The sequence below is a fragment of the Pseudomonas sp. LTGT-11-2Z genome (assembly GCF_003691445.1).
In the GTDB taxonomy this organism is placed as follows: domain Bacteria; phylum Pseudomonadota; class Gammaproteobacteria; order Pseudomonadales; family Pseudomonadaceae; genus Aquipseudomonas; species Aquipseudomonas monteilii.
In genome coordinates this window covers 1,579,295-1,593,724 of sequence record NZ_CP033104.1, presented here as the reverse complement: position 1 = coordinate 1,593,724, position 14,430 = coordinate 1,579,295, and the positions used below count along the sequence as shown (strand labels likewise).

Below are 14,430 nucleotides of genomic sequence, written 5' to 3'. Positions count from 1 at the left end.
GTAGAGGACTTTCACCTCCAAATCGTCCGACTCACCACCACAGTGAGCCGAACAGCGCCAGTCACGGCACTACGCGCCATGCCTGGCGCACAACGGAAAAAATCGTACGTTAAGCGTACGGCCTGTCAGGTTGAGGCCCTAGAGGTTGCCGGCGAGGCGTCAGAAAATGCTGGAATCGGCCCTATCCTGACGCGGCCCAAGGTTCCGGCCTGACGCCTAGTTAGGGCATAGCTCAATATGACACATGGCTGCAAATCGCTAATTTTCCAACTATAAAGAGCTATGCTCTCAAGAAGCGGTTGCGCTAAGGAAACTCTGAAAAAGACTTCCAAATCTGGTGAGATACGGCTGTCCCACGAACTGAACGGTTGAGCCCCGATGAAGCAAATGTCTTTCGCTGATGCCGAGTACGCAGGCAAACGTAAGCAGACCCGCCGTGAGCGTTTCCTGATTGAGATGGATCAGGTCGTGCCCTGGAAAGGCCTGATTGCGTTGATCGAGCCGCATTATCCGAAGGGTGAAGGCGGTCGTCCGGCGTATCCGTTGATGGCCATGCTGCGGGTTCATCTGATGCAAAACTGGTTCGGCTACAGCGATCCGGCGATGGAAGAGTCCCTCTACGAAACCACGATTCTGCGCCAGTTTGCCGGGCTGCATTTGGATCGGATTCCGGATGAAACCACGATCCTCAACTTCCGCCGGCTGTTGGAAAAACATGAGCTGGCCGGTGGGATTTTGCAGGTCATCAACGGCTATTTGGGCGACCGAGGTTTGCTGCTGCGTCAGGGAACTGTGGTCGATGCGACGATCATTCATGCGCCCAGTTCGACCAAGAACAAGGACGGTAAACGCGACCCCGAAATGCACCAGACAAAGAAAGGAAATCAGTACTATTTCGGGATGAAATCGCACATCGGTGTCGATGTTGAATCCGGTCTGGTACATAGCGTGGTGGGCACGGCGGCGAATGTGGCGGACGTGACTCAGGTCGATCAGTTGCTGCATGGCGAGGAAACTTACGTCTCTGGCGATGCCGGTTACACCGGCGTGGAGAAGCGTGCGGAGCATCAACATCGCCAGATGATCTGGTCGATCGCAGCGCGCCCCAGCAGCTATAAGAAGCATGCAAAAAAGAGCCTGATCGGTCGCATGCGCCGCAAAATCGAATACGCGAAAGCTCAAGTCCGGGCCAAGGTTGAGCATCCATTCAGGGTGATCAAGCGCCAGTTTGGTTATACGAAAGTCCGCTTCCGAGGCTTGGTGAAAAACACCGCGCAGCAGACCACACTGTTTGCCTTATCGAACCTGTGGATGATGCGAAAACGACTGTTGAATGCAGGCGAGGTGCGCCTGTGATGTGGACAATGAGCCCTGAAAAGGTGCTATTCCGCAAAAAACAGTGAACTGACAGGAGGAAAGGTCTGATTTTCGATTAAGTCGGTGTTTTTTGAACCTCAGACAGCGAGGCCGTTAAAAACGGCTGCTTACTTCAGACCTTCCCTAACCGATACAGTATAAATTGGGCCCCAAGTATTATTTTATTTGCACAAAGGTAATGATTATGTTTTTCAATAAAAACAAACAACTGCTGGACACAGAAAATAAGCTCTCAGAACTACAGCGGCAGCTTGATTCAATAAGTCGAAATGTCGCGGAAATCAGATTCAGGCCAGACGGGAGCGTAATCTATGCGAGCAATATCTTTCTAGAGATGCTTGGTTACAAACTCGAAGAAATAGCAGGGCAGCACCACAGAATTTTCTGCGAAAAGAATTATGCTAACACAGCTGATTATTCGCGCTTCTGGCAGAAATTGGCTGACGGCCATCTTCAATCAGGTTTATTTAGGCGGCTGCGCAAAGACGGTAACTTAGTATTGATTGAGGCTACTTATATTCCAGTTCAAAATCAAGATGGAAAAGTTATTGAAATCATTAAGATTGGCTCAGATGTCACTCAGAGAGAAAACGAGTTACTCTCACTAAGAGCCGTCCATGCAGCCATCTCCCGCTCGATGGCGGAGATCGAGTTCACACCTAACGGTGACATCCTGCATGCAAATGAGAATTTCCTCCGTGCTATGGGTTATCGCCTCAGCGATATCAAGGGTCGACACCACCGAATGTTCTGTTTCGATAATTTTTATCAAGAAAATCCAAATTTTTGGCAGAGTTTAAAGGGAGGAACTTTTTTAAGCGGGCAATTTGAGCGCAAGACCGCATCGGGAGAGACCATCTATCTTGAGGCCACCTACAACCCCGTCATTGATGAAGCCGGCCAGGTTGTGAAAGTGTTAAAATTTGCCACCGACGTCAGCTCGCAGAAGCATAAGGCTGATGAAATCCGTCAGGCCGCAGAGCTTTCCTTCACCACCGCCGAGGAGACATCTCAAATTTCCGTGCGGGGCATGGAGTCCCTTGCTAGTTCAATTGAACTATCTCAGGGTACATTTAATTTAATAAACGGTGCGGTTATTTCGATTACACAGCTAAATGCTCAGGCTAAAGATATCGAGAAAATTGTTACCATCATCCAAGGCGTGGCAGAACAAACTAACTTACTAGCACTTAACGCCGCAATTGAAGCTGCCCGAGCGGGTGAAATGGGCCGAGGCTTTGCTGTAGTAGCCGACGAGGTTCGTCAGTTGGCAGCTCGAACTAGCAGTGCCACCGTGAAAATCCAGAATGTGGTAACTGCTAACGGAAAGCTTACTCAGCAACTGAATATAGATATGAACAGCATCGCTAGAAGCGCCGAAGAAAACAACGATCAGATCGCAACTGTAACAACTATTATGCGTGAAATCAGTGACGGTGCAGACCATGTTGCCCGTACCGTATCGACGTTGTTCAAAGACAATAGCTAGTGTCCAGTTTTAGGCAAAATCAGGATCGGAACTTCGAGCCGCAGCGCTACAGAGCCAGAAGCCCAAACTTGGTGACGGCCATCGTGCTATGGAACACGATGTATCTGGAGTGCATCACTTGGGGCTGGTCGAGGCTGGCAAGTCGGTGGGCGGCGAGCTGCTGCAATACCTATTGCCGCTGGGCTGGGAGCACATCAACCTGACTGGCGATTACGTCTGGCGGCAGAGCCGCAGGCTGGAGATCGGGAAGTTCAGGCCGCTACGATTGCCCGGAAAACCTTAGCGTACGATTTTTTCCGAATTCTGCGGGCTCCCCTATCACCAGCTACGCTCGACCATCGCCCAAGTCGGTGGGAAGAAGGAATTGACCGGCCGCACCGACATCGAAATCGAGATCAGCAACCAGTGCGCCAGGCTGATCGGCAACGCGATCATCTTCTACAACTCGGCGATCCTGTCCCTGCTGCTGACGAAGTACGAGGCAGCTGGCAATGCCAAGGCGCTGGCGTTGATCACGCAGATGTCGCCAGCGGCCTGGCGGCACATCCTGCTGAACGGGCATTACACCTTCCAGACTGACGGCAAGTTCATCGACCTGGATGCGCTCGTGGCGGGACTGGAGCTGGGCTGACGGAAATTTCTGGGATTCCGGCGTACAACCCCATGTTAACGGTTCTAGGTGTTTCGCCGTCGGGAAAACTTGTTGGTAGCCTCAGCCTTGAACAATATAAGCATGAACTGAAACCTGCTCCACCTGCTCCACGTAACCCCCCTAACTCAAGTCCATCATTGAGGCCACGCGGCATGTAGTGATGGCGCATTGCCACGAATTCTAGAACCTCTCAGATACCCTTTTCCGTTGATGCCATCTTGGCATTAGGAGAAAAGCCCGCTCCATGCACACCCATGGAGCACCCTATGCACCTCCTATCATGGTTAGGCCGCCGTTCGGCCAAACCAACGCCAGAAGCCTCACCGCATGGCTTCCATCTGCCGGCGAAGGCTACTGCTCTGCTGCAGAGCCCCCTCCGCCAGCAGCTCCTGGAGAATATCTGGCGTCGGGCTTCGCTCTCACGAGCTCAGTTCAACACCCTCTACCTCAAGCCGCTCGAGCGCTACGCAGAGCTGGTGCAGCTGCTCCCTGCTTCTGAAAACCATCACCATGCCCACCTTGGGGGCCTCCTAGACCATGGCCTGGAGATCATGGCTTACGCCCTCAAGATCCGTCAGACGCACCTTCTGCCGATCGGAGCGCCACCGGAATCGCAGTCGGCCCAAGCTGAGGCATGGACCGCAGCCGCAGCGTACGGCGCGTTGCTGCACGACTTGGGAAAGATCGCTGTTGACCTCCGCGTGGAGCTCGAGGATGGCCGAGCGTGGCACCCGTGGCATGGACCGATCAGCCGTCCCTACCGGTTCAAGTACGTCAAAGGCAGGGAGTACCAGCTACACGGTGCTGCTTCAGCCCTAGTGTATATGCAGGTCCTGGACAGCGGGATTCTCGACTGGCTCAGTGGTTTTCCTGAACTATGGAGGCAGCTGATCTACCTCCTCGCAGGTCAATACGAGCACGCCGGCATCCTCGGCGAAATTGTGGTCCAAGCAGACAAAGCTTCCGTTGCCCAGCAACTGGGAGGAAATCCAGAGCGCGCGCTGACAGCCCCCAAACAATCACTGCAGCGGCAACTCGCCGACGGCCTGCGTTTCCTGGTGCGGGAGAAACTCAAGCTCAATCACCAGGACGGACCTGCAGATGGCTGGCTGACACAGGATGCGCTTTGGCTGGTGAGTAAGCCTGCAGCAGATCAACTCCGGGCATACATGCTGACCCAGGGTATTGAGGGAGTGCCAACCTCCAATGCCCCGTTCTTCAACATGCTGCAGGACCAGGCAATCATCCAGACCAACGCGCAGGATAAAGCGATCTGGAAAGCCACCATCGATAATGGCCGCGGCTGGAAGAATAGCTTCACCTTCTTGAAGATCTCGCCGGCACTCGTATGGCCCAATCCAGACGATCGCCCTCCCCAGTACGCCGGCACCCTCACCCTGGAGCAGGAACCGGAAGTAGTCACGCAGCCGAGTACGAGTGAAGAAACAGTTTGCGCGGTACCGGAACAACCCATCGACACCAGTGACGACACACCTCAACCGCCGGCGCGGCCCCGAGCGCTGGTACAGCCAGCTCCAAGCCAAGGAATCCAATCATCTGAGCGTGAAGAACTACTGTCACTGTATAGTAATATCACTGCGCCATCAGAAGAGCTAAGTGCTAGCCAAGGCTCAGCAGCCGCCTCCCCTCCCCATCAAGGACTAGAGGAGGTAGGGCGGGCTGACGATTCTCTAGCAGCCATAGCAAGGAATGCTGCACAAAAAGATGTAACCACAATGCCTACGAGTAGTTCGTTGGGAGGGGCTTTCATCGCTTGGGTAAAAGCAGGTGCCGCCTCCCATAAATTGATCATCAATGACACCAAGGCCCTGATTCACACCGTCGACGACACAGCAATGCTCGTCACCCCAGGGATCTTCAAGCGATATGTGCTGGAGCACCCGGAGCTTGAGAAGATCGTCGGTAAACCTGGGACAGCGGCCTGGCAGCATGTTCAACGCGCCTTTGAGAAAGAGAAGAGCCACCAGAAGACCAGCAAGCAGCTGAACATTTGGACCTACGATGTAATAGGTCCAAGGAAGACCACGCAGTTGAGGGGCTACCTGCTTCTTGACCCGAAGCTGATATTCCCCGAGCAGCCCATGAATAACCCAAGCTTGAGACGGGTGACGGAAGGGGCCGCCGAATGACGCCCGAGAATCTGCTCCGGGAATACCTAGTCGATCACGACCTCCGGCCGGCCAGTGCGAAAATCTACGGCGCGGCAATGAAGAAGCTGGAAAAGAACTTCGGCAAAGCTGTCGATGTGGAGTCTATCGATCGACGTGGCGTTCTCGCGTTGAGGAACAAGCTGATTGACGGAGGTCTATCGAAGCGCAGCTGGAACACCTACTCCAATCACCTCCGAACCATATGGGGGTATGGCATCGAGTACGGGATTCTTCCCAACACCGATGTGAACCCATTCAAGAAGACGACGGTAATTGCACCGAAGCGGCCGAGCAAAATCATTGACGGCGAGGCGATCCTCCGTGCGCGGCGCTGGCTCAGAAGCCTGGCTGACCAAGAGGAATCGACTGGCAGCCGTGCCAGGATCACGCCAGGGTGGTTCTGGCTCGCTACGTTCGAAATCTTCTACTACACGGGCATCCGGTTGAACGCACTACTGTGCATTCGGCTTCGGGATGTCGACTGGGACCGCCAACTCATCCTAGTACGAGGCGAAACAGAGAAGACCCACCGGGAGTTCCGGATCCCGATTATGGATGGTCTTGCGCCTCATATGCGTCGGTTGTTGGATGAAGCCGCTCGAGCTGGCTTCGCCGCCGAAGACCAACTCTTCAACGTCAATCGCTTCTCCCGCTATTACAAGCGGCATGAAATGAACTCCGACCAAGTCGAGGCGATGTACAAGAAGCTGATCGTCAAGCTCGGGGTTCGGATGACTCCGCACCGGTTCAGGCACACGCTTGCAACCGATCTGATGAAGCAGCCAGAAAGAAACATCCACCTCACCAAGAACCTGCTGAACCATTCCAACATCGCCACCACGATGAGCTACATCGAGGCCGACTATGACCACATGCGAGACGTGTTGCACGAGCGGAGCATGCAGCAGGGAGCATTACGTCTTGTACGGCGGGTGGATGACAGTGCTGCACCAAACTCGCGACTAGGTGAAGGCGAACAACGCATAGAGCCTGGTCGACGAAGAGCGATCGAACAAGATCATCAAGGAGGTGGCGACCCTGCACCAGGACATCTGCTGATTGAGTTCAAGCAGATCTGTGCCAGTGCTTTGCTACCGCCCGAAGATCTCTTTCAACCCAGCCTTCTATTCAGCCTGATGGCATCGACGACAGGGTCTACACCCTTTGCTCGATCTCATTCGGCTGACGCAGGCACGGTCTACAACGCACGCGCCTCCCCGAAGCTATGAGTCGACGAATGGCAATCAGCCACTACATCGACAGCTGATCAAGGGCAGATAGGACAGAACTGTCCCAGGTCTCTGGTGCTAGGAAACTGGCGCCATGCCTTTGGCTGCGCGGGTTTTGGGGGCCACTCGAGGCGAGTTTTCGCAGTGCTGAGTAGCACGCGAATCCGCTAAGTCATTGAGTTTTTTGGGCCAGAGACGAAAAAGCCCGCCATAAGCGGCGGGCTATTCCATATTGACATCACGCCGAAGCGAGCCTAAGGTTCGCTCCAGACGGCTGCAAGACTAGAAACTGGCTGGCAAGCCCCCCTTCCTAGTACATCACGAACCGCTGTGAATAGTGGTGGGTCGTGTAGGATTCGAACCTACGACCAATTGGTTAAAAGCCAACTGCTCTACCAACTGAGCTAACGACCCGTTGGATGGCGCGTATAATACTGATTTCTAACGGGAAATCAACACTCCATCAAAGGATTTTTGTCAAACATACCGTGTCGGGTCTTCGACACCGGCTGCCTTGAAGCCATCTGCACGCAGGCGGCAGCTGTCACATTTACCACAGGCACGGCCTTCATCGTCGGCCTGATAGCAGGAAACAGTCAAACTGTAGTCCACACCGCGGGCGATACCAGCCTGCACGATCTGCGCCTTGCTCATGTTCTGCAGCGGCGCCTGAATGCGGAAGCCCTGCCCCTCTACGCCCGCCTTGGTCGCCAGGTTGGCCATACGCTCGAAGGCCTCGACGAACTCGGGGCGGCAATCCGGGTAGCCGGAGTAATCCACGGCATTGACGCCGATAAAGATATCCCGCGCCTCCAGCACTTCCGCCCAACCCAACGCCAGTGACAGAAACACGGTGTTGCGGGCCGGCACGTAGGTGACCGGGATACCTTCACTGGGGGCTTCCGGCACGTCAATGCTGCTGTCGGTCAACGCCGAACCACCAATACCGTCGAGGTTAAGGCCAATCACCTTGTGCTCGACCGCACCCAGGTCGCGGGCCACGCGTGCGGCTGCGTTCAGCTCGGCACGGTGGCGCTGGCCGTAGTCGAAGCTCATGGTGTAGCAGCTATAGCCTTCTGCTTTGGCCATGGCGACCACGGTGGCGGAGTCCAGGCCGCCGGACAACAGGATTACTGCGCGCTTTTCTGTCATATGTACTTGCTCCTCAATCAACGTCCGGGTTCGTCGTTCCACAGCAGCTTGTGCAACTGCAACTGGAAGCGTACAGGCAGGTTGTCCGCGACGATCCAGTCTGCCAGGTCGCTGGCATTCACCTGATGGTGGCTCGGCGAGAACAACACCTCGCCGGCACGCTCGGCCAGGTTGTACTGGATCAGCTTGGACACCGCCCAGTCGTAGTCCTCTCGGGAACAGATAACGAACTTGACTTGGTCATTGCGGGTCAGCAGCTCGATGTTCTCGTAGCGGTTACGGTGCGACTCCTCAGAACCCGGGGTCTTCAGGTCGACTACGCGGCTAACGCGCGTGTCAGTGCCAGCGATATCCAGCGCGCCGCTGGTTTCCAGCGACACCTCGTAACCGGCGTCACACAGGCGCTGCAGCAACGGCAAGGCATTCGGCTGGGCCAATGGCTCGCCGCCGGTGACACAGACATAACGTGGCTTGAAGCTGGCAACCTGCTCAAGGATTGAATCGAGGGTGCGAATGGTGCCGCCGGTGAAGGCATAGGCACTGTCGCAGTATTGGCAGCGCAGGGGGCAACCGGTGAGGCGCACGAAAACCGTGGGCAGCCCAGCCGTTCGCGTTTCACCCTGCAAAGAGTAAAAGACTTCGGTAATGCGTAGTGTGTCTTGCATGCTCGCCACGGGCGTGACAGCTAAACAGGCTGTCCGCCTCCGTCAGGCACTGTCGCGGACTCGACATAGCGTTATCCGCAGCAGCGTGTTTACGAAAAAAGGGCAATGATTCTAACGAAAAAACCCGCGACTGGCGCGGGTTTCTTTCGAAAGGTACAGCTACAGCGCTTAGAGCTTCTGCAGGTCACGCTGAGCCAGTTGCGCGGCGGAGGTGCCGGGGTACTGGGTGATGACCTGCTGCAGGATGCCCTTGACCTTGTCGGTGTGGCCCATGCGACGCTCGACATCGGCCAGCTTATAGAGCGAATCCGGCACTTTGCTGTGTTTCGGGTACTTCTGGCTGACCTGGGCAAAGGCTTGGCTGGCACCCTGCAGGTCGCCCTTGGCCAGGTTCACTTCACCCAACCAGTACTGGGCATTGCCGGCGTACTGGCTGTTGGGGTACTTGCGCAGGAAGGCATTGAACGCCTGGCTGGCCTTGTCGAAGTCTTTCTGCTTGATCAGGTCGAAAGCGGCATCGTAGTAGAGCTTTTCTTTCGCCGGATCACCGGGCTCGCTACTGGCGGCCGGTTGTTGCGCAGCAGCACCTGCTGCTGCATCGGGGGCGGCATTGGAAGCACCACCACCGGAGGAATTGTCAGGGGTTGCGGCAGGCGCAGCGCCACTGTTGATGCGACGGTCCAGGTCCTGGTATCGCTCCAGGTTTTCCTGCTTCATGCGCGACACATCGTTTTGCAGCTCTTCGATGATGCCTTGCTGGCGGGAAAGCTGATCCTGCATCTGTTGCAGCTGCATGAACAGCTGGCCCTGTGCAGAGGCAGGGGCCGAAGCCCCCGACCCGGCATAGGCGCCGCTCGTGCCATAACCCGCAGGCGGATAAGCGCCTGCGTTGTCATCTACTACAGGGACCTCAGCCCAGGCCGCGAGCGGCAGGCTGAGTGCGAGGACGGTTACTACACGGCGGCACATACGCATAAGAACTTACTTACGCAGTTCTACGCGACGGTTCTGAGCCCAGGACTGCTCGTCGTTGCCGGTGGCAACTGGACGCTCTTCGCCGTAGGAAACCAGTTCCAGCTGAGCAGGGGAAACGCCCTGCAGAACCAGGTAGCGCTGAACGGCTTTCGCACGACGCTCACCCAGAGCCATGTTGTACTCGCGGGTGCCGCGCTCGTCGGTGTTGCCTTCCAGAACAACGCGGTTGCCGTTGGCTTTCAGGTCCTTGGCGTGAACGTCCAGAGCGCGCATGGCTTCTGGCTTCAGGTCCGAGCTGTCGTATTCGAAGTAGAAGGTGGTGATTGCGCGCAGGGCAGCTTCTTCGCTCAGGGAGCCGTCAACTGCGCCAGTGTTGGCACCGTAGCCAGCGTTCGGATCTACAGCAGCGCCTTCGCCTGCGTTGTCACCGCCCTTCGAGGAGCAACCTACAGCTACGGCCATGGCCAGAGCCAGCGCAGCAAATTTACCAAACTTCAGCATTTCCATCGTGAAACTCCTAATGAAACCCCAGTGTGTTAAGCAAAACGTATTACGCCGCAATCAGTTCAGGTAAGGGGACCAGGACGGTTCTCTGACTTCGCCTTGAGCGGTAGGAAGTGGGAGCCTCACGCGGCCATTAAGCGACACGAGCATCAAGACTCCCCGGCCCTGCTGGCGGGTGGCGTAGATTAGCATGGTGCCGTTAGGCGCAACAGTGGGAGACTCATCAAGACTTGTTTCAGACAGAATCTTTACACTTCCGCGCTGCAAGTCCTGTGCCGCCACTTTAAAGTTGGTAAAGCCCTGTTGGCGATGGATCATCACCAAGGTTTTTTCGTCCGCCGAAAGTTTCGGGTTGGCGTTGTAGTTACCCACGAAGGTTACACGCTCGGCACCACCACCACCGACCGACTGTTTGTAGATCTGCGGTTTGCCGCCACGGTCGGAAGTAAAGTAAAGCGTGTTGCCATCTTTACCCCAGAATGGTTCGGTATTGATACCCGGGCCTGCGGTAACACGGCTGATCTGGCGCGATGCCACGTTCATCACGTAGATGTCCGGGTTGCCGTCTTTCGACAATACGAACGCCAGGCGCGAACCGTCCGGCGACCAGGCTGGCGCACCGTTCAGGCCTTCGAAGTTGGTCACCTGCTCGCGGCGGCCGGTATCGATGTTCTGGATGAAGATGCGCGGGCGCTTCTGCTCGAACGACACATAGGCGATACGCTTGCCATCCGGCGCAAAGCGCGGCGACAGGATCGGCTCACGCGATTGCAGCAGGGTAACTGCACGCGCACCGTCGTAGTCCGAACGCTGCAGGGTGTAGCGGGTGTTGTTAGTGGAGAAGCGCTCGGCCGTCACGTACAGCATGCGGGTGGAGAACGCACCCTTGATGCCGGTGAGTTTCTCGAACGACTGGTCCGCAATGTAGTGCGCCATGTCGCGCAACTGGTCGGTGCTACCCGCGACGCTGCCGGTCAGCACTTGCTGCTCGGTAGCGACGTTGAACAGCGCGTACTGCACCTGCAGACGACCGCCTGCCGGCACGATGCTGCCCACCATCACGTACTGTGCACCCAGCGCTTTCCAGTCGCGGAAGATCACTTCGCTGGCCTGCGACGGCTGGCTGATCATGTTCTGCCGCGGAATTGGCGAGTAGTAGCCAGAGTTGCGCAGGTCGTTGCCGATGATATCGGCAATGTCTTCTGGCAACACGCTGCCGCCCTGCAGACCGAACGGCACCACCGCGATCGGGGTTGCCCGGTCGCTGCCGCTGGTGACCAGGATGTTCTTTTCCTCTGCCACAGCCATGCCTGCCACGCAGCACAGCATGACCAGCAGTCCTCTAAGACGTTTAATCACAACGCTAGATCCTCAGGTGTAAATGTCATCTTGAACGAACGATATTGGTTGAAATCGCTCGGCTTCATACCCTGCATCTCGGTCAAACGACCAATGTTCTTCACCGCAGCCACCGCCGAACTGTCGTACGGGCCGTCACCACTGGAACGGGCCACGCTGACACTGGTGATGGTACCGTCCGGCAACATGTTGATCTGCAGGACCACCGTCATGCCCTTGCGCGCGGAAGGCGGACGCGCCCAGCCTTCGGCCGCGCGCATGCGGATCAGGTCGTCGAAGTCGCCGGCCACCTGGTCACCCTGCTCGTCGGCCAGCGCTTGCTGCCGCTCGGTGGTGTCGGACAACAGCTCGGCCAGGGCCTGCGCTTTCTTGTCTTCTGCCGCCTTGCGGGCCGCTTCCTGTGCCTTTTTCTTCTGGGCGTCTGCAGCGGCCTTTTTCTTGGCCTCTTCAGCTGCCTTCTTCTTCGCGTCCTCGGCCGCCGCTTTCTTCTTGGCGTCCTCGGCTGCTTTCTTCTTGGCCTCTTCGGCTGCCTTTTTCTTGGCGTCCTCGGCGGCTTGTTTCTTCGCCTCTTCAGCGGCCTCTTTCTTGGCCTCTTCTTCGGCTTTTTTCTTGGCTTCTTCCTCGGCCTTCTTCTTGGCGATGTCGGCCTGCTGCTTCTCGGCGGCCTTCTTCGCCTCGTCGGCCTTCTTGGCTTCGGCGGCTTTCTTGGCCTCGGCAGCCTTGGCGGCTTCAGCGGCCTTGGCAGCGTCCTCGGCTTTTTTCGCCTCGGCGGCTTCGCGGGCCTCTTCGGCCTTTTGAGCAGCGTCGGCTTTCTTTTGTTCCGCGGCCTTCACGGCCTCCTGCTCGACCTTCTTCTGCTCCAGCTGCTCGACCTCGGTCTGGCGCGAAGCCGTTTTCTTCGCTTCCCCGGCAATCTTCTGATTGGTCTGGGTAGTCGCCTGGCTCTTGGACTTGAGCTGGTACAGGGTAGCCTGAACAATCGGCTTGGATGGCGGCAGCTCAGGCGTCATGGCAAAACTGACGAACAGCAGGGCGAACACCAACACATGCAGGCCGATGGCCCAGACACTGGGCCAGAAGTAGCTTTCCGAGGCGGATGGCTCTCGCTGTTGCATCAGGGCGCCTCGGTAATCAGGCCAACGTTACCGACACCGGCCTTCTGCAACCCGCCCATGGCACCCATGACCGCGCCATAGTCGACAGCCTTGTCGCCACGAATGAACACTTGGGTCTGCTTACCCTGGTCACGGCCGGCAGCAATGATCTTGGTCACGGCGTCGGTCATGGCGGGCAAGGTCATGGCCTTGTCCATCTGCTTGTCGGTATCGACTTCGCTGCCGAGGTTCCAGTAATAGGTTTTATCGGCCTTGATGGAGATGGTGAGGATCTGGACGTTGTTGTCCTGCGGCAAGGCTTCGCTGGAAACCTTGGGCAAGTCGACCTTCACGCCCTGGTTGAGCATGGGCGCAGTCACCATGAAGATGACCAGCAGCACCAGCATCACGTCGATGTAGGGCACCACGTTCATCTCGGCGACGGGCTTGCGTTTGTGGCGAACTCGGGCCATGGGTTTCTACCTGATTACTCTTCGCTGGTGTGCACTTTGCGGTGCAGGATCGCCTGGAACTCGTCGGCGAAGGTGTAGTAACGACCGATCAGCACTTCACTACGCGCAGCGAAACGGTTGTAGGCGATGACCGCCGGGATTGCCGCGAACAGGCCGATGGCGGTGGCGATCAGCGCTTCGGCGATACCCGGGGCAACGGTGGCCAGGGTGGCCTGCTGGGCGCTGGCCAGGCCACGGAAGGAGTTCATGATGCCCCATACGGTACCGAACAGGCCAATGTACGGGCTGGTCGAACCGACGGTGGCCAGGAATGGCAGGCTCTGCTCGAGTTTTTCTTCCTCGCGCGAAATGGCCACGCGCATGGCACGGCCAACGCCTTCCATGACCGCATCCGGGTCAACGCCCGGCTGCTGGCGCAGGCGCGAGAACTCCTTGAAGCCGGCACGGAACACCTGCTCTACACCGGAGTCCGGGTCTGGGTTGCTGCCTGCCTGGCGGTACAGCTTGGACAGGTCGATGCCCGACCAGAAGCGCTCCTCGAAGGCATCCAGCGCACGACGACCGGCGCGCAGCATGGTGCTGCGCTGGAAGATCATGATCCATGAAGTGACCGAGGCGGCCACCAGGGTCAGCATTACCAGCTGTACCACCACGCTGGCATTGCTGACCAGACTCCACATGGAGGTATGGTCGACGACGTTAGCTTCCACGCTTATTCTCCTGCATTCGATTGATTACCCGAGCCGTCCGCCGCAAAGGCGTCGCGCAGCTGGGGCGGTATGGCTCGGGGTTTGAAAGTGTCGGCGCGCACGGCGGCCACCAGGAACTGCCCTTCGCAAAGCAGCGTTTCATCCTTTTCCCGCCAGACCTGCTGCACGAAACGCAGGCTGGCGCGATTGAGTTCAAGTACTTGCGCGGTTACCCGCAATTCGTCATCCAGCCGCGCCGGCGCGTGATAGCGCGCTTCGCTGGAATGGACCACGAACAGCAGGTTGTCTTCGGCCAGTTGCGACTGGGAAAAGCCCAGGTGCCGCAGGCGTTCGGTGCGCGCGCGCTCCATGAATTTCAGGTAGTTGACGTAATACACCACGCCGCCCGCATCGGTATCTTCGTAATAGACGCGACAACGGTGTGCGAACGGTTCGAGCTGATTTTGCGCGCGCATACTCTAGTGCTTACTCCTCAGCTTGCCAATCCGCTGTGGCAACTGTTTTTTCTTCATTAATGTCTTATTGCCAGCGCACCCTGGGCATGCCAGCGGTAGGACCACGAAAAGTCGCATTCGATCTG

General features: G+C 57.1%; 13 protein-coding genes, 1 tRNA gene and 3 pseudogenes. 7 read left to right on the top strand and 10 right to left on the bottom strand.

Going from position 1 to position 14,430, the window contains the following annotated elements; genetic code table 11:
* The first annotated feature begins 378 nt into the window (after positions 1-378).
* From D8767_RS07305 to xerC, 7 genes and pseudogenes are all read left to right on the top strand, one after another.
* Entirely contained in the window at positions 379-1,356 is a 978-nt protein-coding gene (locus D8767_RS07305; RefSeq protein ID WP_033902000.1) for an IS5 family transposase, read from the top strand.
* A 199-nt stretch (positions 1,357-1,555) separates the two neighbouring features.
* A pseudogene (locus D8767_RS29565) lies at positions 1,556-2,320 on the top strand (PAS domain-containing protein); the annotation flags it as partial.
* 87 nt (positions 2,321-2,407) lie between these two features.
* Positions 2,408-2,866, top strand: a complete 459-nt coding sequence (locus D8767_RS29560; protein ID WP_372237803.1) for a methyl-accepting chemotaxis protein — start codon at positions 2,408-2,410, stop codon at positions 2,864-2,866.
* A 20-nt stretch (positions 2,867-2,886) separates the two neighbouring features.
* Positions 2,887-3,149: pseudogene (locus D8767_RS07295) on the top strand (Tn3 family transposase); the annotation flags it as partial.
* A gap of 33 nt (positions 3,150-3,182) precedes the next feature.
* A pseudogene (locus tag D8767_RS07290) lies at positions 3,183-3,497 on the top strand (Tn3 family transposase); the annotation flags it as partial.
* A gap of 287 nt (positions 3,498-3,784) precedes the next feature.
* A complete protein-coding gene (mobH, locus tag D8767_RS07285; RefSeq protein ID WP_023662950.1) occupies positions 3,785-5,668 on the top strand; it encodes a MobH family relaxase in 1,884 nt (627 codons plus the stop codon).
* Complete coding sequence (gene xerC / locus D8767_RS07280) at positions 5,665-6,918, top strand: tyrosine recombinase XerC (RefSeq protein ID WP_023662949.1); 1,254 nt, start codon at positions 5,665-5,667, stop codon at positions 6,916-6,918. Before mobH ends, xerC begins: the two co-directional genes overlap by 4 nt.
* Before the next feature lie 338 nt (positions 6,919-7,256).
* On the opposite strand, the gene D8767_RS07275 is transcribed toward xerC, so the two are convergent.
* The 10 genes from D8767_RS07275 to ybgC form a co-directional block, all read right to left on the bottom strand.
* Positions 7,257-7,332: transfer RNA gene (locus D8767_RS07275), tRNA-Lys, on the bottom strand.
* Positions 7,333-7,395: 63 nt separating this feature from the next.
* Complete coding sequence (gene queC / locus D8767_RS07270; RefSeq protein WP_016711989.1) at positions 7,396-8,070, bottom strand: 7-cyano-7-deazaguanine synthase QueC; 675 nt, start codon at positions 8,068-8,070, stop codon at positions 7,396-7,398.
* 17 nt (positions 8,071-8,087) lie between these two features.
* Complete coding sequence (queE, locus tag D8767_RS07265) at positions 8,088-8,735, bottom strand: 7-carboxy-7-deazaguanine synthase QueE (protein ID WP_016711990.1); 648 nt, start codon at positions 8,733-8,735, stop codon at positions 8,088-8,090.
* Positions 8,736-8,903: 168 nt separating this feature from the next.
* Complete coding sequence (gene ybgF / locus D8767_RS07260; protein WP_016711991.1) at positions 8,904-9,710, bottom strand: tol-pal system protein YbgF; 807 nt, start codon at positions 9,708-9,710, stop codon at positions 8,904-8,906.
* 6 nt (positions 9,711-9,716) lie between these two features.
* A complete protein-coding gene (gene pal / locus D8767_RS07255) occupies positions 9,717-10,217 on the bottom strand; it encodes a peptidoglycan-associated lipoprotein Pal (RefSeq protein WP_003254755.1) in 501 nt (166 codons plus the stop codon).
* 54 nt (positions 10,218-10,271) lie between these two features.
* A complete protein-coding gene (gene tolB, locus D8767_RS07250; RefSeq protein WP_019098470.1) occupies positions 10,272-11,543 on the bottom strand; it encodes a Tol-Pal system beta propeller repeat protein TolB in 1,272 nt (423 codons plus the stop codon).
* 26 nt (positions 11,544-11,569) lie between these two features.
* Entirely contained in the window at positions 11,570-12,688 is a 1,119-nt protein-coding gene (tolA, locus tag D8767_RS07245; RefSeq protein ID WP_016711993.1) for a cell envelope integrity protein TolA, read from the bottom strand.
* Positions 12,688-13,140, bottom strand: coding sequence for a protein TolR (gene tolR / locus D8767_RS07240; protein ID WP_003254760.1), 453 nt, complete (start codon positions 13,138-13,140; stop codon positions 12,688-12,690). Before tolR ends, tolA begins: the two co-directional genes overlap by 1 nt.
* Positions 13,141-13,154: 14 nt before the next feature.
* On the bottom strand, positions 13,155-13,850 hold the full coding sequence (tolQ, locus tag D8767_RS07235; RefSeq protein ID WP_010952367.1) for a protein TolQ: 696 nt from the start codon (positions 13,848-13,850) through the stop codon (positions 13,155-13,157).
* A gap of 2 nt (positions 13,851-13,852) precedes the next feature.
* Positions 13,853-14,305: a tol-pal system-associated acyl-CoA thioesterase gene (gene ybgC / locus D8767_RS07230; RefSeq protein ID WP_016711994.1), complete on the bottom strand. Its 453-nt coding sequence runs from the start codon at positions 14,303-14,305 to the stop codon at positions 13,853-13,855.
* Between the last annotated feature and the right edge of the window lie 125 nt (positions 14,306-14,430).

Excerpts from the sequence above, each read along its gene's own strand:
- ybgF (WP_016711991.1), bottom strand. The coding sequence starts at position 9,710 with ATGCGTATGTGCCGCCGTGTAGTAACCGTCCTCGCACTCAGCCTGCCG.
- queC (WP_016711989.1), bottom strand. The coding sequence starts at position 8,070 with ATGACAGAAAAGCGCGCAGTAATCCTGTTGTCCGGCGGCCTGGACTCC.
- D8767_RS29560 (WP_372237803.1), top strand. The coding sequence starts at position 2,408 with ATGGAGTCCCTTGCTAGTTCAATTGAACTATCTCAGGGTACATTTAAT.
- pal (WP_003254755.1), bottom strand. The coding sequence starts at position 10,217 with ATGGAAATGCTGAAGTTTGGTAAATTTGCTGCGCTGGCTCTGGCCATG.
- D8767_RS07305 (WP_033902000.1), top strand. The coding sequence starts at position 379 with ATGAAGCAAATGTCTTTCGCTGATGCCGAGTACGCAGGCAAACGTAAG.
- tolB (WP_019098470.1), bottom strand. The coding sequence starts at position 11,543 with ATGCTGTGCTGCGTGGCAGGCATGGCTGTGGCAGAGGAAAAGAACATC.
- tolA (WP_016711993.1), bottom strand. The coding sequence starts at position 12,688 with ATGCAACAGCGAGAGCCATCCGCCTCGGAAAGCTACTTCTGGCCCAGT.
- tolR (WP_003254760.1), bottom strand. The coding sequence starts at position 13,140 with ATGGCCCGAGTTCGCCACAAACGCAAGCCCGTCGCCGAGATGAACGTG.
- queE (WP_016711990.1), bottom strand. The coding sequence starts at position 8,735 with ATGCAAGACACACTACGCATTACCGAAGTCTTTTACTCTTTGCAGGGT.
- ybgC (WP_016711994.1), bottom strand. The coding sequence starts at position 14,305 with ATGCGCGCGCAAAATCAGCTCGAACCGTTCGCACACCGTTGTCGCGTC.
- xerC (WP_023662949.1), top strand. The coding sequence starts at position 5,665 with ATGACGCCCGAGAATCTGCTCCGGGAATACCTAGTCGATCACGACCTC.
- mobH (WP_023662950.1), top strand. The coding sequence starts at position 3,785 with ATGCACCTCCTATCATGGTTAGGCCGCCGTTCGGCCAAACCAACGCCA.